21 protein-coding genes are annotated in these 20,563 nt (G+C 60.5%); 9 read left to right on the top strand and 12 right to left on the bottom strand.

Annotated elements, in window-relative coordinates:
- Positions 1-1,086, bottom strand: a 1,086-nt coding sequence (locus tag WCA53_RS03145) for a Zn-dependent hydrolase (protein WP_423905365.1), incomplete at its 3' end; no start/stop codon positions are given.
- 427 nt (positions 1,087-1,513) lie between these two features.
- On the opposite strand from WCA53_RS03145, the gene WCA53_RS03140 reads away from it, so the two are divergent.
- A complete protein-coding gene (locus tag WCA53_RS03140; protein WP_423905362.1) occupies positions 1,514-2,197 on the top strand; it encodes a TetR/AcrR family transcriptional regulator in 684 nt (227 codons plus the stop codon).
- 107 nt (positions 2,198-2,304) lie between these two features.
- Here the strand turns inward: WCA53_RS03140 and WCA53_RS03135 are convergent, their stop codons facing one another.
- The 3 genes from WCA53_RS03135 to crcB form a co-directional block, all read right to left on the bottom strand.
- Positions 2,305-2,631: a DUF4148 domain-containing protein gene (locus WCA53_RS03135; protein WP_423905361.1), complete on the bottom strand. Its 327-nt coding sequence runs from the start codon at positions 2,629-2,631 to the stop codon at positions 2,305-2,307.
- 303 nt (positions 2,632-2,934) lie between these two features.
- Positions 2,935-3,630: a histidine utilization repressor gene (hutC, locus tag WCA53_RS03130; protein WP_423905359.1), complete on the bottom strand. Its 696-nt coding sequence runs from the start codon at positions 3,628-3,630 to the stop codon at positions 2,935-2,937.
- A 188-nt stretch (positions 3,631-3,818) separates the two neighbouring features.
- Positions 3,819-4,202, bottom strand: a complete 384-nt coding sequence (crcB, locus tag WCA53_RS03125; RefSeq protein WP_423905357.1) for a fluoride efflux transporter CrcB — start codon at positions 4,200-4,202, stop codon at positions 3,819-3,821.
- Positions 4,203-4,423: 221 nt separating this feature from the next.
- Here crcB and WCA53_RS03120 point away from each other — a divergent pair, with 221 nt between their 5' ends.
- Both WCA53_RS03120 and WCA53_RS03115 read left to right on the top strand, forming a co-directional pair.
- Positions 4,424-5,794 (top strand): mechanosensitive ion channel family protein, encoded by a 1,371-nt coding sequence (locus tag WCA53_RS03120; protein WP_423905355.1) that lies wholly within the window; start codon positions 4,424-4,426, stop codon positions 5,792-5,794.
- 152 nt (positions 5,795-5,946) lie between these two features.
- On the top strand, positions 5,947-6,969 hold the full coding sequence (locus tag WCA53_RS03115; protein WP_423905353.1) for a LysR family transcriptional regulator: 1,023 nt from the start codon (positions 5,947-5,949) through the stop codon (positions 6,967-6,969).
- A 30-nt stretch (positions 6,970-6,999) separates the two neighbouring features.
- Here the strand turns inward: WCA53_RS03115 and WCA53_RS03110 are convergent, their stop codons facing one another.
- Positions 7,000-7,302: a YciI-like protein gene (locus tag WCA53_RS03110; RefSeq protein ID WP_423905367.1), complete on the bottom strand. Its 303-nt coding sequence runs from the start codon at positions 7,300-7,302 to the stop codon at positions 7,000-7,002.
- Positions 7,303-7,726: 424 nt separating this feature from the next.
- On the opposite strand from WCA53_RS03110, the gene WCA53_RS03105 reads away from it, so the two are divergent.
- Positions 7,727-8,599: a lipid A biosynthesis lauroyl acyltransferase gene (locus WCA53_RS03105; protein WP_423905350.1), complete on the top strand. Its 873-nt coding sequence runs from the start codon at positions 7,727-7,729 to the stop codon at positions 8,597-8,599.
- Between the two features lie 59 nt (positions 8,600-8,658).
- Here WCA53_RS03105 and WCA53_RS03100 read toward each other — a convergent pair whose 3' ends face one another.
- Positions 8,659-9,150 carry a hypothetical protein gene (locus WCA53_RS03100; protein WP_423905347.1) on the bottom strand — a complete coding sequence of 164 codons (492 nt, stop codon included), beginning with the start codon at positions 9,148-9,150 and terminating at the stop codon, positions 8,659-8,661.
- A gap of 275 nt (positions 9,151-9,425) precedes the next feature.
- On the opposite strand from WCA53_RS03100, the gene WCA53_RS03095 reads away from it, so the two are divergent.
- Positions 9,426-9,680, top strand: coding sequence for a GlsB/YeaQ/YmgE family stress response membrane protein (locus tag WCA53_RS03095; protein WP_423905345.1), 255 nt, complete (start codon positions 9,426-9,428; stop codon positions 9,678-9,680).
- Positions 9,681-9,854: 174 nt separating this feature from the next.
- Positions 9,855-10,064, top strand: a complete 210-nt coding sequence (locus tag WCA53_RS03090) for a hypothetical protein (RefSeq protein WP_423905343.1) — start codon at positions 9,855-9,857, stop codon at positions 10,062-10,064.
- 80 nt (positions 10,065-10,144) lie between these two features.
- On the opposite strand, the gene WCA53_RS03085 is transcribed toward WCA53_RS03090, so the two are convergent.
- From WCA53_RS03085 to WCA53_RS03070, 4 genes are all read right to left on the bottom strand, one after another.
- A complete protein-coding gene (locus tag WCA53_RS03085) occupies positions 10,145-13,111 on the bottom strand; it encodes a putative bifunctional diguanylate cyclase/phosphodiesterase (RefSeq protein ID WP_423905342.1) in 2,967 nt (988 codons plus the stop codon).
- Between the two features lie 111 nt (positions 13,112-13,222).
- Positions 13,223-13,999 (bottom strand): N-acyl amino acid synthase FeeM domain-containing protein, encoded by a 777-nt coding sequence (locus tag WCA53_RS03080; protein ID WP_423905340.1) that lies wholly within the window; start codon positions 13,997-13,999, stop codon positions 13,223-13,225.
- Between the two features lie 671 nt (positions 14,000-14,670).
- A complete protein-coding gene (locus WCA53_RS03075; protein ID WP_423905337.1) occupies positions 14,671-15,093 on the bottom strand; it encodes a hypothetical protein in 423 nt (140 codons plus the stop codon).
- Positions 15,094-15,274: 181 nt separating this feature from the next.
- The gene (locus WCA53_RS03070; protein ID WP_423905335.1) at positions 15,275-16,414 is read right to left on the bottom strand and encodes an alpha/beta fold hydrolase; all 1,140 of its coding nucleotides are present in this window, start codon (positions 16,412-16,414) and stop codon (positions 15,275-15,277) included.
- 198 nt (positions 16,415-16,612) lie between these two features.
- Here WCA53_RS03070 and WCA53_RS03065 point away from each other — a divergent pair, with 198 nt between their 5' ends.
- On the top strand, positions 16,613-17,326 hold the full coding sequence (locus WCA53_RS03065) for a lysophospholipid acyltransferase family protein (protein WP_423905333.1): 714 nt from the start codon (positions 16,613-16,615) through the stop codon (positions 17,324-17,326).
- A gap of 42 nt (positions 17,327-17,368) precedes the next feature.
- On the opposite strand, the gene WCA53_RS03060 is transcribed toward WCA53_RS03065, so the two are convergent.
- Positions 17,369-17,737 carry a response regulator gene (locus tag WCA53_RS03060; RefSeq protein ID WP_423905331.1) on the bottom strand — a complete coding sequence of 123 codons (369 nt, stop codon included), beginning with the start codon at positions 17,735-17,737 and terminating at the stop codon, positions 17,369-17,371.
- A 285-nt stretch (positions 17,738-18,022) separates the two neighbouring features.
- Complete coding sequence (pcaQ, locus tag WCA53_RS03055) at positions 18,023-19,042, bottom strand: pca operon transcription factor PcaQ (RefSeq protein ID WP_423905329.1); 1,020 nt, start codon at positions 19,040-19,042, stop codon at positions 18,023-18,025.
- Positions 19,043-19,142: 100 nt separating this feature from the next.
- Here pcaQ and pcaH point away from each other — a divergent pair, with 100 nt between their 5' ends.
- Positions 19,143-19,856, top strand: a complete 714-nt coding sequence (pcaH, locus tag WCA53_RS03050) for a protocatechuate 3,4-dioxygenase subunit beta (protein WP_423905326.1) — start codon at positions 19,143-19,145, stop codon at positions 19,854-19,856.
- 2 nt (positions 19,857-19,858) lie between these two features.
- Positions 19,859-20,461: a protocatechuate 3,4-dioxygenase subunit alpha gene (gene pcaG / locus WCA53_RS03045; RefSeq protein ID WP_423905324.1), complete on the top strand. Its 603-nt coding sequence runs from the start codon at positions 19,859-19,861 to the stop codon at positions 20,459-20,461.
- Positions 20,462-20,563 lie beyond the last annotated feature (102 nt).

The following is a 20,563-nucleotide window of genomic DNA, read 5'->3' as shown; positions in this document are numbered from 1 at the left end:
ATGTGCATAGCCAAACCTCTCGGCAGCCGCTCGCACGGACTGGACACAGGCTGTGTCGAAGGCGATGGGCGCGTAGTAGAAGATCTGTTCAAGTTGCGTTTGCAGGCCCGCGCCGCTTGCGATTCCTTCGACACCGGCGCGCAATTCAGCGTCCATTTGCGCGAGCACGGCATCTTCCGGATGCCGGAAATCGACGGTGAAAAACACGCGTCCGGGAATCACGTTGCGCGAGTTTGGGTGGACCTGCATCATCCCGACCGTTGCGCACGCGAGCGGCGCATGATCGAGGCCGATGCGGTTCACCAGCTCGACCACGCGTGCCGCGCCAAGCAACGCGTCGTGCCGGCGGGGCATGGGTGTCGGGCCCGCGTGCGCTTCCTGGCCTGTAAGCGTGATCTCGTACCAGCGCTGGCCTTGCGCGTCGGTGACCACGCCGATCGTCATGTTTTCCGCTTCGAGAATCGGCCCCTGCTCGATATGCAATTCGAACGCCGCGTGAAGCTTGCGGCCGCCGCACGGTTCGTCGCCTGCATAACCTATGCGCTTCAGTTCCTCGCCGATCGTCTTGCCATCGACGTCCTTGCGCGAGAGCCCGTATTCAAGCGTGAATTCGCCGGCGAACACGCCCGAGGCGACCATGGCCGGGGCGAAACGCGAGCCTTCTTCGTTGGTCCAGATGACCACTTCGACGGGATGTTCGGTTTCGATCGCGTGATCGTTCAGTGTGCGAATGACTTCGATCCCGCCCAACACGCCGTAGATGCCGTCAAAGCGTCCGCCGGTCGGCTGCGAGTCGGCGTGCGAACCGGTCACGACGGGCGCTGCGTCAGGATTGCGTCCGGCGCGGCGCATGAAGACGTTGCCCATCTGGTCGACCTTGACGGTGCAGCCCGCTTCTTTCGCCCAGCTAACAATAAGATCGCGGCCGTCTTTGTCGAGGTCCGTCAGGGCCAGCCGGCAGACGCCGCCCTTTGGCGTCGCGCCAATCTTGGCCATTGTCATGAGGCTGTCCCAGAGGCGCTGGCCGTCGATCCTGACCAACGTGTCCAGTGGTGTTTCGGGCGCCACTTCAGTTGCCACAGTCATTTCGTGTGCTCCTTGAGTCGATTCTTGGGTCAATCGTTCACGTCAATTCTTCAGGTCAATCGTTAGCGTCAACCGTAATCTTTGCGTCTGCCGGCACGCGCCGCAACGGGTGCATTTGCGTCAGCTTTTGGGGCGCTCGCGCACGTCATGGGTGCAGCGCAAATCTCGGCCGACCGAGTGCAGGTGCGTCGCAATCCCGCTACCTTTAAATCCTGTCCAACTGGACAGGTTGTAGCCGACTAATATTGCTAAATCAACGTCTTTTCTGTGTCGTCCGATGTCGTGAGCCAGAGCGAGAAGCGTGCCATTGCAGTGCAGCAGGAGCGCGCCGAGGCGTGCTGCGGTATCGCGCAGCGAATGTGGCAAAGCGAATAGAATGAGGCGCAATCAAGAAGGAGAAGGCACGCCGGGCCGTGCGGGGAATACTATGAGACACGACGAAGCAGCAGCCGGGGCGGTGGAAACTGACTACTCATCGGTTCCATTGCGGCGGCGCAAGGCGCACATTCGCGAGACCAACGAAGCGCATTTGCTGGCGTGTGCCGAGGCGGTTTTTGCTGAACGCGGACTGGAAGGTGCGAGTACGGCGATGATCGCTGAACGGGCTGGCTTGCCCAAGGCGAACCTGCACTATTACTTTCCGACCAAGCTGGCGCTTTACCGGCGGGTACTGGAGGACTTGTTCGAGGACTGGCATCGTGCGGCCGACACGTTCGAGTGCAGCGACGATCCGGTCGAAGCGATAGGCGGCTACGTCCGCGCCAAAATGGAATTATCGCGGAGACGGCCGCTTGGATCGAAGGTGTGGGCGAGCGAAATCATCCATGGCGCCGTGCACATGCAGGACATCCTGAACGAACGCGTCAAGCCGTGGCTCGAGACGCGCGTAGTGGTAATTGATCACTGGATCGAGCGGGGATTGCTCGCACCGGTCAGCGCAGAAACGCTGATGTTTATGATCTGGGCCACCACCCAGCACTACGCAGATTTCGATGCACAGATTCACGCGTTGAAAGGCAAGCGGGCTTTGTCGCGCAAAGCGTTCGATGCGTCGACGGAGGAAGTGGTGAATCTGATTATTCGTGCGTGCGGAGCAAGATCTCCCGGGTGAGGACGATGGCGTTCGGGGGCATGTGCTTCCGGTGTGTGTCGGGTGAAGGTAGAGCCCTTCGCCCCACACTCGCCGCTAGCAGGACCGCCCCCGCCTATCCTCTTCCCTTACTGCCCAAAAAACACCGACCGTGGCGTCTGTTGCGTAGCAACCGCACTACGCGCACCCACGCCCGTTGAACCGCTCGTCGACGGACCATATGCTGTCGCTGCCTGGCCGTTCTGCGCACTCACGCGAGCTTCTGCCGCCTGGATGTTCTGCGGGTAGTTGTACTCATCGCCGACCGGGTTGTAACCCGCCTTTTCCAGTTGCACGAGTTGTGCCTTGACTTCAGCGCGCGTGAGCGGCGCATTGTCGCTGCTCTGGGCAAAAGCAAAAGCCGGCACGACGAGAGCCGACGCAATGACCACGGCGGGGATAAATGACTTGAACATGATGCAACCTCCAATATTTTGTTTGTCGACGCGAAACGGCCTAAGCGGAATCAGTGCTTTTCGATTTCGCTTTCAGCAAGTCTAGGCGTCGCGCATTCGCGGGGAAACCCTGATTTTCGATAAACATTATTGTTAAGCTAACAACAATGCTCATCGAGCCTCATCGCGCCAACAAAGAGGAGGTGGGAAGCGGATAGAGCGTCGGCGGCTAAAAGTCAACTCGGTTCTATTGGTAGTGGCGACTAAGAAGCGCCCAACCGCGTTATGCACGCATCCGACAAGAATCGCGCGCGTCACGCGCGCTCAGAAGTGCCCGGTGAACTGATAGCGGTCGCCGGGATGCCAAAGATTTGCCACCGATGCCACCGCATCGCGTGACCACGTCCGCCGATGCAACATGAGGCACGGGTTACCCGGTTTCATCGCGAGGGAAGCGCCGATTGTGTCGTCGGGAAGCGCTGCTTCAATCCGGTATTCCACGCGCTGCAAGGGCGCAGCAACCATCAAATACTGATTCGGCGTGATTTTTGTGAAGTCCTGGCGGGCGTAGTCGGGCGCGAGCGCGGGATTGACCCAGCGCTCTTCGAACTGGATCGGCAGCTCGTTTTCAAAATGAAGAACGCGCGAATGGAACACGGGGCTCCCTTCCGATAACTGCATCTCCAAGGCCAGTCGCTCATCAAGTAAAGCCGCGCCTAAATGAATCACGTCCGCACGATGCACGTGGCCGCGCGCCCCGATTTCATCGGAGATGCTGCGAATTTCCACCAGCGTGGAGGCGTATTTCGGCTGCGCCACGAAGGTTCCCGCACCTTGCACGCGCGTCAGGATCTGCTCGGCCGTCAACTCACGCACAGCACGATTGACCGTCATTCGCGCAACGCCAAAGTCACGCGCCAACTCGTTCTCCGACGGTATCTGGTCGCCTTCTTTCCATTCGCCCGAGTGAATCCGGCTAAGGATGTGATCCTTGATTTCCTGGTACGCGGGGGTGTTCATGCCGCGACGCCGATGGGTGGGTTCGGTACTTCGATCACGTCAGCCATGACTCGTCCTGTCTATACAAATTCAATACGAAAGTCTAAACGGAGGCTGGCATCGAAACAAGCTGGGATCATACCGGTCATCGAACTCAGCGTTCGCCGGCACGATAAGACACAAGGCTGTCTATACAGTTTGAATCCTTATTACTTCGTCAACGCCAACGACACCGTCGCAATCCCCAGGAAGGTCATCACGAGTGACGCACCGACATGAATCGCGACCTCGCCGGCTGCCCACCCATAGCGGCCCTGCTGCAATTGCGCCACGACTTCGGCCGAAAAGGTGGAAAACGTGGACAGGCCGCCCATCAAGCCGGTGATCACGAAAAGCCGCCATTCCATCGATACCCACGGGAACCGCGCGAACGAGGCAACCGCCACGCCGATCACATAGCCTGCTATCAAGTTCGCCGCAAGCGTACCGAGCGGCAGGCTCGGGAAGAGCGCGTTCAGGCGCATGCCGAGCATCCATCGGAACAGGGAACCCAGCGCGCCACCAATACCGACAGCCAGAATCGACAAATACATAAACGAAATGAGCTCAGGATGAGAGGGATGCGAAACGTCCCAGCTTGACGGTTCGCATGGCGAAGCGCTCGCGCGCAGGCGCTCCATGATAGAGGAAGAGCGTGCCTGCGATTCATGCACAATACGGATCGCATGGCATTCGCCGTGTGCGCTCGGCCCTGCTGCACGGCCCACGGCCCGACCGCACCCCGACTGCACCTTTACCGCCACGACCTTCGCGCATGAACCCAGACGCTTTTTTCGATTTCGTCCAACAGCACTACCCCACTCATCACTGGGCGCAGTTCGCGCTCGGCCTGCTGATGCTCGCGCTCGCCGCTCTCTTCGCCCAATGGGTGGTCGCGCGAATCGTGCTGCACCTCGCACACCGGCTGCTGGTGGCGACCGAGCGCGAGGCGTGGGACATTGCGCTGGCGCGCCATCGCGCGTATCACCGCCTCTGGTACGCGGTGCCGTTTGCGACGGTGGCGATCGGCGTCGGCCAGGTGCCTTATATCGGTCATGTGGCCGACGTCATCTCTCGCCTCGCGCATGGCGCCGCATGGATCTGCGTCTTCCTCGCTCTAGGCGGCGGCCTGAGCGCGTGGCAAGACGTCTACGCGTCAAGCCGGCGAGCGCAGACGCGCTCCATCAAGGGTTACATCCAGATCGGCAAACTCGCGCTCGCGCTGATCTGCAGCGTGCTGGTGCTGTCCATCGTGATCGATCGCTCGCCCCTCTGGATGCTGTCCGGCCTCGGCGCGCTGTCTGCCGTGCTGCTGCTCGTATTCAAGGACACGTTGCTGTCGCTGGTCGCGAGCACCCAGTTGACGTCCAACGACATGCTGCGCATTGGCGACTGGATCGAAATGCCGCAATCGAATGCCGACGGCTTCGTGAAGGACATCGCGCTCCACACGGTGAAGGTGCAGAACTGGGACAACACGGTCACCACCGTGCCGACCTACAAGCTCTTCTCCGAGAGCTACCGCAACTATCGGCAAATGTTCGAATCGGGCGGCCGGCGGATCAAGCGGACGTTGCGTCTGGATGCCACGTGCGTGCGTTTTCTCACCGATGAGGAAACCGTCCGGCTAATGCACTTTCGCCTGCTGCACGACTATCTGGAAGAGAAACAGCTCGAAGTCGAGCAAGCCAACAAGAATCTCGGCGAACTCGCGAGCGAGCCGGCCAACCTGCGGCGGCTGACGAATATCGGCACGTTTCGCGCGTATGGGCTGGCGTATTTGCAGCAGCATCCGGAAATCAGGCAGGACATGTCGATGATGGTCCGCATGATGGAGCCCGGGTCGCAAGGCATTCCGGTCGAGGTCTATTGCTTCACCGCCGTGACCGCATGGGCGCAGTACGAGCGGATTCAGGGCGATGTCTTCGACCACTTGCTGTCGATCCTTCCCGAGATGGGCCTTCGGCTTTATCAGGCGCCGTCGGGCGCGGACATGATCGGACTGACGGGTAACAACCGGATTGGCGGCGTGATCGCAGCGGCGAGCCTGACGCCGGACCTGACTTCGGGCGTGACTTCGGGCCTCGCCCCGAGCGTGAGCAGCAGCGAAAGTGGCCGTTTGCGCGGAGAATTGCCCACGGTGTAACTGGAGAAGCAGGCAAGGATCCGCGAGTTTTGTGTATTCACGCGAGCCCCGCCGCTGCCTAAAGTGTGAACCTTGCCGGTTTTCCTTCGTATAGTCGCTGAGCGCGAAGGTTGACCGGTCGATGCATTCATCGCTTCTCAAGGAACACTGCCGTGACCGATCGCGTTCATGCCATGCGTGTTTTTATCCGCGTCGTCGATACCAACAGTTTCACCCGCGCCGCCGAATCCCTCGGCATGCCGCGCGCTTCTGTGTCCACCACGATCCAGCAACTCGAGGCGCTCGTCGGCGTGCAACTGCTCGCGCGCACCACGCGGCGCCTCAATCTTACTGCCGAAGGCGCTGAGTGCTACGAGCGCTGCATGCGCATTCTTGCGGATATCGACGAGCTGGAATCGGGCTTTCTCGCCGCCGATGAACGCCTGCGCGGCCGTCTGCGTATCGAGATGCCGGTTACGGTCGCGACCACGCTGGTCGTGCCGGCGTTGCCGGACTTCCACGCGCGCTATCCGCATATCGAGTTGTCGATCGGTATCAGCAACCGCGCTGTCGACCTGGTGGGTGAAGGCGTGGATTGCAGCGTGCAACTCGGCGAATTGCCCGATTCAGGGCTGATCGCGCGCCGCCTTGGCAGCTTCGAGCATGTCACCTGCGCAAGTCCGGCGTATCTGGAGACGCATGGCACCCCAGCCACCCTCGCCGATCTCTCGCGGCATGTGGCTGTGAATTGCGTGTCCCACCGTACCGGACGGCCGTGCGATTTCGATTTCGATGTCGACGGTGAAGCAGTGGCGGTGAAAATGGCCGGCTTCGTGCAAGTCACGGACGAACATGCCTATCTCGCGTGCGGCCTCCAGGGCATCGGCTTGATTCAGCCGCCCCGCATCGCCGCTCTGCCGTATCTGCGATCCGGACAATTGCGCGAGGTTCTGCCCCAATGGCAATCAATGCCGATGAATGTGTCCGTGGCCTATGTCAAAAGCCGGCAAGCGGCGCCACGGGTGAGCGCCTTTGTGGACTGGCTGGCGGAATTGTTCGAGCGCTCGCAGGAGATGGATCACACGCTGACGCACCTGTTCCGCACGGCTGGACGACCGGCGGCCCTTAAGCCTGCAGGCAGGTCCAGGATGACCGCCGGTCAGGACGAGCACGAGGAAGCCGCCAGCGAATCCTGATACTGACTGAGTGACTTGGTCCGGGCAGTGTCAACCGGGCCTGACCGGCTGCGCCGCGTCAGCGCCCGCTACCGTATTCCACTTGCGCACCTGCCAGCGCGTGACGAGGCCCTCCGTCACATAGGGATCGGCGCGCGCAAACGCCTCGGCCACCGCTGGCGAATCCGCCTGAAAAAGCAGCATCGCGCGATCGACCGGTTCATCCAGCGCGCCGCCCAGCAGTAGTTCGCCCCGCTCGGCGGCAGCCCACGCCAACGTCAGATGGCGATTGCGAAACGCGGCACGCCGCTCGATGTAATCCGCGCTCAACTCGTAAATCAGCAGGTAATGCATCACCTCATCTCCCGTTGTGGGCACGGCCCGCGCGCCGTTTTAGTCAACGAACCGTTGAAAAGCAGGATGTAAGGAAACAAAGCCCCTCAAACAGGCAGGAAACCGGTGCCGCGAGAACGCAATGTGCGATCATTAGAGGTTTTCGAACGCTCGAATTGGTCCTCATCCTATTGCGGGCTGAGTCTTTGCCTACATGGTTTGGTCGAAAACCTTGGATCAGCCCCTACAGGGCGGTTGTTTTGACGCCCGCTTCACCGTTTTGTAGCGATTTTTATCGATCATGGCGCCGCACAGTTGCAGCGCGCCTTTTTCGGCCGTTACTCCTCTTCGATATCCGACCCCGTGCCGATCATCGAAGCACTATTTAAATCCGGCCCTCGTCATTAGTCTTTCGTCGTCCGCCGCCCGTTTCCAAGGGGCAATCTTGAAGAACATTGGTTTTACGCTCGTCGTGGCATTGCTGCGCGGGCTCGCTCGCCTTCCCTACGGGCTTGTGGCGCGCTGCGGCAGTGCGCTGGGCGGACTGCTCTACCTCATCCCAAGCCGCCGCAAGCGTATTGTGCAAGTCAACTTGCAATTGTGCTTCCCGGGCAAGACCGCCGAGGAATACGCGGTGCTCGGCCGCTCCCATTTTCGTCACGTCGTCAGAAGCTACGTGGAGCGCGGCGTGCAATGGTTCGGCTCGGCACGCGCTATCGAAAAACTGGTGCAGCTCGAAAGCCACATCGATCTCGACGACGACGCCCAGCCAACCATTTTCATGGGTTTCCATTTCGTTGCCATCGAAGTGGGATGCATGCTTTATTCCATGAAACTGCCGGTGACCGCGCTGTATACGCCGATGTCCAGCAAGAAGCTCAACACGCTTGCCGTCGAACAACGTGGCCGTTTTGGCGCCGACATGATCAAGCGTGGCGAGAGCGCGCGCCACATCCTGAAGACGCTGCGTGCAGGCGGATCGGTGATGCTCGCGGCCGACATGGACCATGGCATCGAAAATTCGGTGTTCGTGCCGTTCTTCGGCGTACCGGCCTGCACACTTACTTCCGTGTCAAGGCTGGCGCGGCTCGGCCGCGCGCGCGTGGTGCCGTTCGTGACCGAAGTACTGCCCGATTACAAGGGCTACAAGATGACGATCTTCGAGCCGCTCGCGAATTTTCCGTCGAACGACGACGAAGCCGATGCACGCCGGATGAACGAGTTTCTTGAATCGCAAATAGTGCGGTTCCCGGAACAATACTACTGGGTGCATAGGCGGTTCAAGCATCGGCCCGCCGGCATGGCCGGGGTCTATTGAACGCTTTATTGCACCGTTTGTTGCACCCTTTATTGCACCCTCATCGACCCGCCGCGCGCTCAGTCCGGCGCGCGGAAATCATTGTCGACCCAGGCCTGGGCGCTGGTCTTGCTCAGCTTGAACCCCGCTGACACCCGCACGTGCGCGAGCGGCGTCCCGAGCGAGTCGGACGCCTTCAGGTCGGCGTAGGGGTCGTCCTCATCCGGCACGATGTCGAGCGTCACCAAGACGTCCTCGCCATTGGCGCGCACGGTCACATCCTTGTGCAAGATTGCGTGGCGTTGCTGTTCGTGACGGCGCAATACCTCGGACACCGTCTTGACTAGCGTGCGAAACGCGTTCGGATCGAGCGGCTTGGGATTCTTTTTATCGCGGCCCATGGTCCATGGGCCGGTGAGCGCGGGTTCCGCCTCACCATCCTTGATCATCTGCACGGCCCAGCCGTCGTCGTCTTCGTTCTTGATAACGCGAGCGGTCCAGCCGTCGTCGCGCCAGAGGCGTGCCTCGTGGAGCGTGGTGTCGTTTTCGCCTTGGAGTTCGGAATCGGTCATGGGTATCAGGTGTAGTAGCTTGAAATGCTGTGGGGATAACGCGTGGCGGTGTTGCGCGGCGACCAAGGCACGAATTTTAACCTGCCTGGAGGAGCGGCAGGCTCGCAAATGCCTATACGCTAGCCGACCGGCCTGGAATTCGGGTCGGATTGCTGCTCTCCGCTCGCCGGGCGACAAGCAACGTCATGCGCTGGAGCGTTGGATCGACGCTTCCGCTGCCGTGCACGCCCGGACTTCCGGGTTATTGCCAACACTACAGATATTAAGGAATCACCATGCTTTCATTGATCGGCACAATTATCGTGGGCGCCATTATTGGACTTATCGCGCGGGCGCTAAAGCCCGGCAACGCCAGCATGGGATGGATCATGACGATCGTGCTCGGTATCGCGGGGTCGCTGGTCGCCGGCTACGTGGGTCGCGCGCTCGGCTGGTATCAGGAAGGACAGGCGGCGGGCTGGATTGCGTCGGTGGTTGGTGCAATCGTGCTGCTGGTGCTGTGGGGCCTGGTGACGCATCGCCGGGCTTAAACCGCTGGAACGTGGCTGGCACGCCGACAGCCGGTCAAGCCGGAAAGCCTCGCAGCAAGCGAGGCTTTTTATCTTTCGCGGTCCGCGGGAAAAATTATTGTTTTCCTAATTTATTTCGGGTTATGGTTAACCAGTAGAACAAACCGCCCACCGCCTACTTTCCTGAGCTTTGCCATGAGCGCACTCGAAGCCCTGCACGCAATCATCATCGATGAAGAAGCGCCCCAAATCATTCGCGACCACATTGTGGACTCACTGCAATTTGCGCTGCGCAACCGTCCGGGTTTCTTTACGACAAAAGAAGTGCAATGGCTCGCCCAATGGGACGACACGCGTATCCCCATCGCGGCGGCCAAGATCCTGAACGAGATGAAAACGGCCTGAACGGCGCGGCTTCGCGTCTCGCGTCAAGCACAGATGCACCAGCAAAAACCAGCGCAAAAGACTTGTGCGCTGCTCGTTGTTCAATGCAAACCGGCTTTCATCGCGACCTCGTAAGCGAACGCAACCGCCTTGTTCTTATCTGAAATGCTGTCGATGAAAAACGCCACTTCCGGGTCTCGCACAAAACCGGCAGCCGAGTCCGCCGCAAGGATCGCACTGCTCTCCTGTGGTTTCGCCAGCAAGAATCCCTGCACGTAATCCACGCCGATTTCCTTCAGCGCCCGCAGCGTGTCCAGGTCTTCCACCCATTCCGCCACGCTGCGCATGCCCAGGTTGCGCGCCAGCGCAACGATCGCCTCGACTATGGCGATATCCGCCGGATGCGCGCACATCGTACGGATAAATTCGCCGTCGATCTTGAGGGCGTCGGCAGAAAGATCCTTCAGGTACTTGAACGAGGTATAACCGGCGCCGAAGTCATCGAGCGCGATCTTGCCGCCCATCTCGTGCACGCGCGCGATGAACCGCTGCGTATTTTCCAGATCGTGGAGCGCGACGCTTTCGGTTATTTCGAGGCAGAGATACGGCACGATGTGCCTGTAGCGGCCAAACAACGCGAAAATGTCTTCCATGAACTGCTCGTCGTTCAGCGAGCCGCCGCTCAGGTTGACGCAAATGAAGCGCGTGTTCGTCAGCGACGCCTGATGCTTCTCGATCCATTCAAGCAGCGTGGTCATCACCCATTTGTCGATCGCCGCGATATTGCCGGACTCCTCGGCCGCCACGATCACCTTGCCGGCCGGCAGCGTGGCGCCGTCGGGCGCACGCATGCGCAGCAGCACTTCGAAGTTCAGCGACTCGGTAGGCGCCGACAGCGACATGATCGGCTGCATCACGAGGAAGAGGCCCGGCGGAAGGCGATTGCGTCCGAGGGTTTCGACCAGCCTCAATTCCTCGGCGCGCTCTTCGAACTCCGACGCGCCCTTGCGATACGTCACCATGCGCACGTTGGAGGTCTTCTTCGCCTCGCGACACGCGCGGTCGGCGTGGGACAGCGCGTCCTGCACGCGCACGCCGGGCGAGCACTCCACGAGCCCAACCGATGCCTTCACCTGGAACGACCGGTTGCCAACCCGATAGGGGGCGTCGCTCAACGCGCTGATCAGATGGTGGCAACAATCGATGGCCTGGTCGATCGTCGCACCGCCCATCACGCAGACGAACTCGTCGCCGCCGATGCGCCCGAACGGAAAGCCCTTTGCAAACAGCGCACGCGTGCGGGTGGCGACCTGCTTCAGGACTTCGTCGCCGGCACGATGACCGAAGAGATCGTTGACGAGTTTGAACCGGTCCAGATCGACGTAGGCGAGCGCCCACGGCGAGGCCTCTTCGGATTGCGCCGCGATCGCCTTTTCCACGCCACGACGGTTGAGCGAACCGGTGAGCGGATCGTGCTCGGCCAGGAAGCGCAGGCGTTCGATCGCTTTCGAGCGCTCCGTCACGTCCTGCAACGATCCTTCGATCCAGCCATTTGATCGCGTCGCCTTGAGGAGGAAGCGCCGCTCGCCCTTGCCGCGCGCCGCAGCGCCGCCCATTTCAAGTTCGCCCTCGCTGCCTTTGGACGCCAACGCCTGCAACGCGCCCCACGCGCCCGATTCGAAGTAATCGTTCCAGTGCCGTACCTTGTATTCAGCCTTGTGCAACTCGAGCATGGAGCGCATGGCGGGATTTGCCCGCACGAAGTGTCCCTCGCTGTCGAGCGTGAAGAGGCCGATCGGCGTCACATCGTAGGTATTGCGCAACTCCGCCTGAGCCTGCCGCCGATGTTCGCGCTCAGCGCGCATCTGCTCGGCGATCGCGAAGGCCGCCATCATGCTCGACGACAACGCCGCCATCACAGTACTGATGCCTCCCGACAGCCACTTGATGCTGAACGCGGCACCGAGCACATCGGAAAATGTGGAGAACAGCACGATCGAGAGCGACGCGACGTACCAGAGCACCGTGCGTGAACGCGCGAGCCAGACGAGCCGGGCAAGCAAGAACATCAACGCGCCAATGCCGGCCCCGCCGAGCACCCAGAGCGCCGGGATGAACCGCGCATAGGGAAGTGTGAGCGCGCAAACAAGGAGCGCGAGGCCCAGATACTGGCCCACCCGCAGCAGCCAGCCATAGCCCACCACCTTGAGTTCGCGACGAAACAACTGACTGAACAGCGCGCCCGTCAACAGGTAATAAGCGGCAAACGTCAGCTGGCGAAGTGGCTGCAGGTATTCGGGTGCGATCGTGCGGTCGAGCCATTGCGTGTCCCAGCCCATAGCGTTCGCGCACAGCCGCAGGTTGCCAACCAGCCACGCCGCGAAGATCACATAGGTCCACTCACGATTGACCAGCGCGGTGACGAAGACGAAGACAGCAAGCGTCAATAACCCACCGCCGATTAGCCCGGAGCTGTCCTGGAAGTCGAGCGCCGATGTACCCAGGCCCGCCGATGTCCACGCCACGGCGTTGATCTGCGCCGGGCCCGAAAATGTACCGCGGCACACGACAAGCACTGGCTGGACGATATTCCCCAACCGGACAGCAAAGCCCGCCTTGACGGGGTGAATCTCCCCGCTGGTGGTCTGGCGGTTCGCTTGTCCGAGCGGTTGCAGCGTGGAAGCAATCCAGCAGGCCAGCGTCTGCGCGTGTCGCGACGGCAACTCCGCGGACGTCGCCTGATCCGCTGACAGGGCGGGAACAGTAAATGAAAACCAGATCGGCGTTTCCGCCAGCTCCGTGCTAAAACGGCTGACCTCGGCTTGATGTGCCAGCGCCTTCAGGGCGCTCGCCGGGTCGAGCGTGCCGGGCGCGTCACTGACGACATGCAGCGGCAACGCGACGCTGCCGTTCGATACGAACTCGCGTGGCGCCCACAACAGCGTCGCAACCGTGCCCATTGCAATCAGCGCGGGCACGACAAAGACAGAGAAGGCGTACAGCAACCGGTCCGTCAAGGGGCCGGTCCGCCTGTACTTTGATCGTGCAAATAAAGTGACCGACGCCATACCTAAAGATTCCCCTGGTTGCACGACCGAGCCACACGGGGCGACGGCGACCATCCAGGTCACCATCGCCTCGTTGTATCCCGCGCCGACGTGCGAACGGGCTATTGTCTATTACCGCCCATAAATTACCTGCGGAACTACCGGGCATCCTACCGTTTCCCGCCCGAAAGATAAATCTGCGGTCCGCAAGTCGATATCAGGGTGATGCGTCTTAAACACGAACTCGTATAACGGGTGCTTCGCTTCTTCCCAGCGCCGGCGAGCCACGCCCACTTCACCCGCAAGCACCCGATGCGGCAAATTCCCGACGTGCGCCATTGGAATGAATTGCCCGTCGCCAAATACATCCTCAAAAAGCATCGCCTCATATTCGCGATCGAGCGGCGATCGTGCGGTAATCACCATCCAGTCGATCTGCTGTTGCTCGCAATATAAGAACAGCGCTTTGAAAAGCATCATTTTTACCACTCGGCCAACCGCTCCACCCGCCACGCCAAGACGCGTTGCTTCTGCAAGCCGGCCGGAATCGAGCCACTGCGGCAATCGCACCGAATGCTGCACGCCTAGCGACGCGTATTCATTTGTTTGAATACGCATAGTGCCCAGCGGCGCACCATCCAGCTTGGATTCGGCGAGAAGAATTGCCGTCCCCCGATCGCGGTCGCACTCCTCAATACCCATCTGTTCAGCAAACTCAGGCAAGTGCCGGCCGTAGGCCTTACGTCGCATCTCCACCGCCTTCAGGAGTTCCTCCTCCGCCGACACGACGCGAATCGTGAACGGCATGGACTCCCGTTTAGAAGGAAGCTGCACGGCGGCCAGTTCAAGCCGTTCGGCACGTTCATCACAAAAAACGTCGCTTTCAATTGCATGATTAAGCTGTTCCATTGTGTTACCCCATTTTTGGCGAGAAGGAGAACGCCGTGGCGCGCTCGCGTTTGCGCAAACGTCACTCACGACGGTTCCGAGTCTCGCGCAAAGCCAATTCATGGGGTGCGCGTTACCAACTAAATCTTTTAAGAATCCTTAAAAAAATCTCGTATTCCAGTTATTTCCCGGCCAGTCCGTGCTTATATTTTCAATTGATTTCGTATTATGAAAAAATTCCTTACTTCCCGGTGGAAAATGGCAATTAAATCTTTGCGCGCGGGTTTCGCTGCCCATCACTAGTGAAGGACGCCTTAGCGCATTTTTCCCTCCGACAACCCCGGAAGCGCACCTTTAAGGTGCCCGTATCTCTATAACGGAAACTTTGTAGATGACTTTATAGTGACTGAAAATAAATGACTTAAAACAAGATACGGTGCGAGATAAGCGTATGCGTCACCGAAAGATAAACCAACCCCCTTTTTGCATGAAAGAGACAACGCGTGCTGTTATTTCCTCTCGATCCAGGTCCATGAAGAATTATTTTTTATAGACCACGGTTGTAAGGTGTGCGGATCAGGTCGAGGAGTAATTTATACCTGTGCCGTGTGACCTTCAGGCTACGCGGCGGACGCAGGGCGCGTCCGCCGACATCAAAACTGAACGGCCAGGGCGGCCATCCATTGCACGGATCAGTCTTCGTCGTCGAGCCAGGGAATATCCACGTCGGTGATAAATGCAACCATCGCCAGCGGCCGCCCTTCCTGACGGCCGATCTTGCCGTCGGCGCGCTGCCATTCGCATCGAAAGACGGTGGCGGCAGTATCGGCCATCAGGGTCACCGTCCGAAGTTCGTCCGGGTCCGTGTCTTCCACCGGGCCGTCAAGAGACACCATCAATTGTTGAGGCCACATGCCGTCGGCGGGATCGTAGATCTTGTCGCCATCATGAATCACGACGAACGCTTCCACGCCGATAGTCGCCGATGCCTCAATAATCATCTTGCCGAGCGCTCGCAGCACCGCCGTCGCGCGACCTGAGTTGGCTTGGCGAATCGCGAGATCGCCGCGCGTCAGGGCTTGCTCCAGCTTCGGGTTGGTTTTTTGTTGCGCCATGGGGTCGCCTCCGTGTTTGAATCGCCCTCGAACGGGCCTCGCCCGCATGGGGTTGCAAGGCGCGATCGTACCATTCCTATCCCAAATTTACCGCTTGGCGGCCCGCCTACGACCTTGTTCGGCTGCCGCAAACGCATGCCAGTCAAAGCAATCCGCGAAAAAGGCCCGCCACGTGCTGACGTCAGCCGAGCGCGCGGGACAGGCGCTCGCCGCCTGCCTTTAACGCCGCTACGTTCCCGGGCTCGAAGGTCCAGTGACCCGCTGCGTCGACGAGGCAAAGATGCGCACCGGGCCACGCATCGGCGAGTGCAAGCGCCTGGTCGGCCGGGCAAACCATATCGAAACGGCCATGAACCAGCTCGCAGGGCAGATGCGCGATCCTGCCGATACGCGGCAACAGCGGCTCAGGCGGGAGCTCGCGAGCAATGTAGTGATGTTCGAGCAGCGCCATGGAGATGGCCGAAGCATTGGCCTGGCGGGTTTCTTCGGGTTTGTCGGCTTCGAGGTTTGTGTTTGTGGCGTCCGGGTTTGCGTTCGTGGAATCCGGGTTCGTGTTTGTGGAATCCGACCTGCCGGCGTCGGACGCGGCTGGGCCTGCTTGCTCACCCTCAGGCTTCGGCGCCGGGCCGTTCGCGTCCTTTTTCGGCACGGATTTGTTCACCACCGAAAGTGTGCCCTCAAAACCGGACCACGCGCGCGCGAGCTTGATGCCGGCGTCGTCGAAACGCGCGAGGGGCGCGGCCGTCAGTGCAAGAAGCTCGGCGACATCGCGCGGCCGCTGGCCGCTCGCGGTTTCGATGGCATCGAGAAACGCGCGATGTGCATCGGGGAACACGCGCTTCACGTCCCACAGGAACCAGTCGATATCCTCCTTGCGCGCCAGGAAAATTCCGCGCAACAGGAAGCCGAGGCAGCGCTCGGGATGCGTCACGCCGTAAGCGAGGGAAAGCGTCGTACCCCACGAGCCACCGAACAACGCCCATTTCTCGATCCCGAGCGTCACGCGAAGTTTTTCCATATCGCCGATGAGATCGTTGGTGCCGTTATGTTCCAGCTTGCCGAACGGCGTCGACTTGCCGCAGCCGCGCTGGTCGAAGAAGACCATCCGCCACTTCGATGCATCGAGCACCTCGCCCCACTTTAAGTTCATTGCGCCACCCGGGCCGCCGTGGACGACGAGCATCACGGGCGCGTCTTTTGGACCTTGCGCACGCCAGTAGACGCTGTGACCGTCGCCGACATCGAGCATGCCGTCTTCAAAGTCCTTTGCCGATCCGTTGCCTGCCTGGGGTTGAACGTCACTGCTTGCATCGCCTGCCATTGAAACTCCATTCGAGAGACACGCGCGTCTCCGTTCTATTAGTGACTAAAAGTGTGGGAAAGTCGCGGCGAGCGGGGTGGTCCCATGCGCTTTACAGGACATGTTTCGCCGCGCACGCTATTCTTCGGGGTTCGGGCGCCGCCGTACGGGTCTACCCGTCCATGCGCCCTCCCCACTTTTACCATCATCAATCTTTCAATGCACCGAACCTTCGTCAAGTGGCTGTTCGCAACCTATCTGCTAGGCAGCGGAACGGTATGGTCGATCCTGATCCTGCCGCTGTTTCCATTCGTCGGCCGCGGCGGGCGCTATTGGCTCGCCAAGCAATGGTGCCGCGCGATGGTCGGGATGATGCGCGTGATCACGGGCGTGTCGTGTTCCGTCGAAGGGCTCGAACATCTTCCGAACGAACCGTTCATCATGCTTTGCCGCCACGAATCGACGTGGGAAACGCTCGCGTTCATGGCGCTGTTTCCGCGTCGCATCAGCTTCGTGTTCAAGAGCGAGCTCAAGCGCATTCCGTTTTTCGGCTGGGTCTTGAAGGGGCTCGATATGGTGAGCCTCGATCGGGGTTCGCCACGTCAGGCGCATCAGGCTGTCACGCGCGAATGCGCGGAGAAACTCGCGCTCGGCGACGTCGTCGTGATCTTTCCGGAAGGCACGCGCGTCGCTCACAACGCGCCGCTGAAGCTGGCTTCAGGCGGCGTGCGGCTCGCCTGTTCCACGCAAGTTCCCGCTGTGCCAGTCGTGCATAACGCCGGCAAGTATTGGCCCGCGAAGGGCTGGCCCGATCAGCCCGGCCACATTCGCGTGATCGTGTTGCCCGCGTTGCCTGCCGATTGCGTCGTGCCGCAGGAGTTGAACCGGCTCGCGCAGGAACGCATGGAAAAGGAACTTGCGCGGCTTGCCTGAAGGCTTGCTTGAAGGCTTACGCGAGCACCGTCGAACAATGATTCAGAAAGGCTTGCGCCGCTTGGCCGCGCAAAGCCGGTCTATGGCCGACAACAACGCTTGCGTCTCGACGGGCTTTTGTAAATAGCCGTCGTAGTGAACGAAAGCGGGCGGATGCGGATGGCCCGAGATCATCAGGAAGGGAATGTGTGCGAAGGCCGAGTTGGTCTTCATGGTCTGGCATAAGAGCGCACCACCAAGGCCCGGCATGATCCAGTCGGAGACCACGATGTCGACGCTGTGTTCGCCCAGGATCGCGAGCGCGCCGTGGCCATCGAAGGCCGACAACACATTGCAGTCCTGCGACTGCATGCAAAGGGTCCAGGCTTCGAGCGTAGCGGGGTCGTCGTCGACGAGCAATACGGTTTTCATCTTGCCTGCGATGTTTGTTGGACGTCCCGTTGGGAAGGTTCGCGGAGTCAGACAGCACGAAACAGACTTTGGTTGCACGCGCCAGGATGACCCATGGTTACGCGATCCTGGCGCGCTCTGCTCGCGGTCATATGTCCGGTGACATTTGCTCGCGGTCGTGAACATTGCTCGTGTGGGCGTACTCGTCGTCGCCTCTTATATAGCACCTGCGCACCCTATCCTAATGAAGTTTTTCCGATCCTGCCCGTTCGGTAACAAGTGCTGGCATCGGCTGTTCGGCGACAGCTATTTCATACCGATTCGCGTCGCTTCACGCATGCGGCCGGCGTGCCGGATCGCTTCGACGAGGCTATCTCTCGCCGGCGTGCGCGGATGGTCGTGGCGCAGGATCAATCCGATCGGTTCGTCGGTGCTGGCAAACGGCATGGGCAAATAAGCCAGCAGCTTCAACTCGACGTCGTCTTCCACTGCACTGGACGGCACGAACCAGACGGCGTCGTTGTGCAAGGCAAGCGCGCGACCGACTGACACCGACAAGGTCTCGATCAGCGAGCTCAGCGCCTGAGCACCGAATGCGGTCAGCACGCTTTCGGCCGACTGACGGATCAGCGTGCCGAAGGGCGGGACCACGACCGGAAAGCGAGCGAGCAAGGCCGCAGTAAGGCAGGTTTCGTGCACGAGTACATGACCGTTTCGTACCACGACCGCCAGCGGCTCACGATACAACTGCTCGAAGCTCATCCCCGGCATGCTGTCCGGCTCGGACAAACGGCCGACAATGAAGTCGGCATCGCCCGATTTCAGGCGTTCGAGCAGTTGCGAGTTCGACCCGGTCCACACTCTCACCGACACATCCGGCCACTGTGCCCGAAACGCGGCGAGCGCCGGCGGAAGCAAAGCGGTCGCGACGGTCGGCAACACACCGAGCGCGACCGCGCCGGGAACGCCCACGCCGTGCCGCGAAATCTCGTCGACACCATCGCGCAACGCACCCACGCAGGCCGCCGCGTGCGGTGCGAAGAGCCGACCTTCGCCGGTCGGAACTGCGCCGCGCCGGCCGCGCTCAAAGAGACGAACGCCGAGGATCGATTCCAGTTCGGCGATGGTCTTCGACACCGCCGGCTGCGTGATCGAGAGGCTATTGGCAGCGCGCTGCACGCTGCCAAACTGCGTGACCGCCAGAAAGCACTGCAGGTGACGGAACTTGATCCGCCCATTGGTCACGTTCGTTGCGCGGGGCACGCGGGTCGAATTAGCAAGTGATGCGGCGGTAACCGGCGGCGGTAACAAGGGTGGTTTATCCATGACGAACGGTTATGCCTCGAAGCATAAAACGTCATTTTCCATAACTTCATCGATTCGATAAAGTGTTGATTCGTACTTTAAATAATCGGAGACAGCGACCGTGGAATCTTCCTCTTCTCTTATCCTGACGCCGCGTGACTGGGAGTCGCATCCGCCGTACCTCAGCCCCGGCTACCGTTCGTCTATTCTGCGCAGTCCGTCGCGGCCGTTGATCCCCTTGAGAGAAAACCTGAAGAATCGCCGCGTGCCGGTGTACGGCGCGGACGATCTCGGCAAACTGGATCACGACCTTACTCGCAACGGTGCGAAAAACGGCGAGCCGCTTGGCGAACGCATTATCGTGACAGGTCGGGTGCTGGATGAAGGCGGGCGGCCCGTGCGCAACACGTTGGTTGAAATCTGGCAGGCGAACGCCGCCGGCCGCTATGTCCACAAAGCCGATCAGCACGACGCGCCGCTCGATGCGAACTTTCTCGGCGCCGGCCGTTGCCTTACCGACAATGAAGGCCGCTATCGCTTCCTGACCGTCAAGCCGGGTGCATACCCGTGGGGCAATCACACGAACGCCTGGCGCCCGAATCACATCCACTTTTCACTCTTCGGCGACTATTTCGGCTCGCGCCTCGTCACCCAGATGTACTTCCCTGGCGACCCGCTGCTCGACCTCGACCCGATTTTCCAGGGTATCCCGGAACATGCGCGTGAACGGCTGGTATCGCGGTTTTCCATCGATACGACGCAGGAAGCGTATGCGCTCGGATATGAATTCGACATCGTGCTGCGTGGCCCGACCCAGACCCCGACGGAGGCTTGAACATGACCCGCCTTGATACCCTCTATAGGCAGACGCCCTCGCAAACCGTCGGGCCTTACTTCGCCTATGGCCTGTACCCCGAGCAATACAACTTCGACCTGAAGAGCCTGTTCACGGCGTCGATTGCCGATCGGGAAGCGGTTGGGCAGCACATCAGCATCGTGGGGCAGGTCTTCGATGGTGAAGAGAACGTGGTCGGCGACGCGGTCATTGAAATGGCGCAGGCGGATTCCACCGGACGTTACGTCAGCACGTTAGCCGAGGCCCGGCAATCGGGTTTTCGGGGTTTCGCGCGCGTGGGCACCGGCACGGACCCGGAGCTTCGCTATGTCGTGGACACGGTCAAGCCGGGCAGCACGGGTGACGAGAGCGCGCCGCACATCGACGTGATTGTGTTGATGCGCGGCATGCTGTTGCACGCTTACACGCGCGTTTATTTCGACGACGAAGCGCAGGCCAACGCTCGCGACCCCGTGCTCGCGCTCGTGCCCGAAGCGCGGCGCGGCACGCTGATCGCGAGACGCGAGCCGGGGACGTCGAACACGATTTATCGATTCGACGTTCATCTTCAGGGTCCGAAGGAAACCGTGTTTTTCGATCTCTGAGCGACGCGCGGCGGTAAGACGTAGCGAAAGGCGTCCGGCACGATTGGTTTATAGTGTCGGACGTTCGTTTTTCCGCTTGTTTTCTGCCATGAATGACACTCA

The organism is Caballeronia sp. (assembly GCF_049581465.1).
Classification (GTDB): domain Bacteria; phylum Pseudomonadota; class Gammaproteobacteria; order Burkholderiales; family Burkholderiaceae; genus Caballeronia.
The sequence above is the reverse complement of the archived record's forward strand: the minus strand, read 5'-3'. Positions and strand labels throughout refer to the sequence as shown.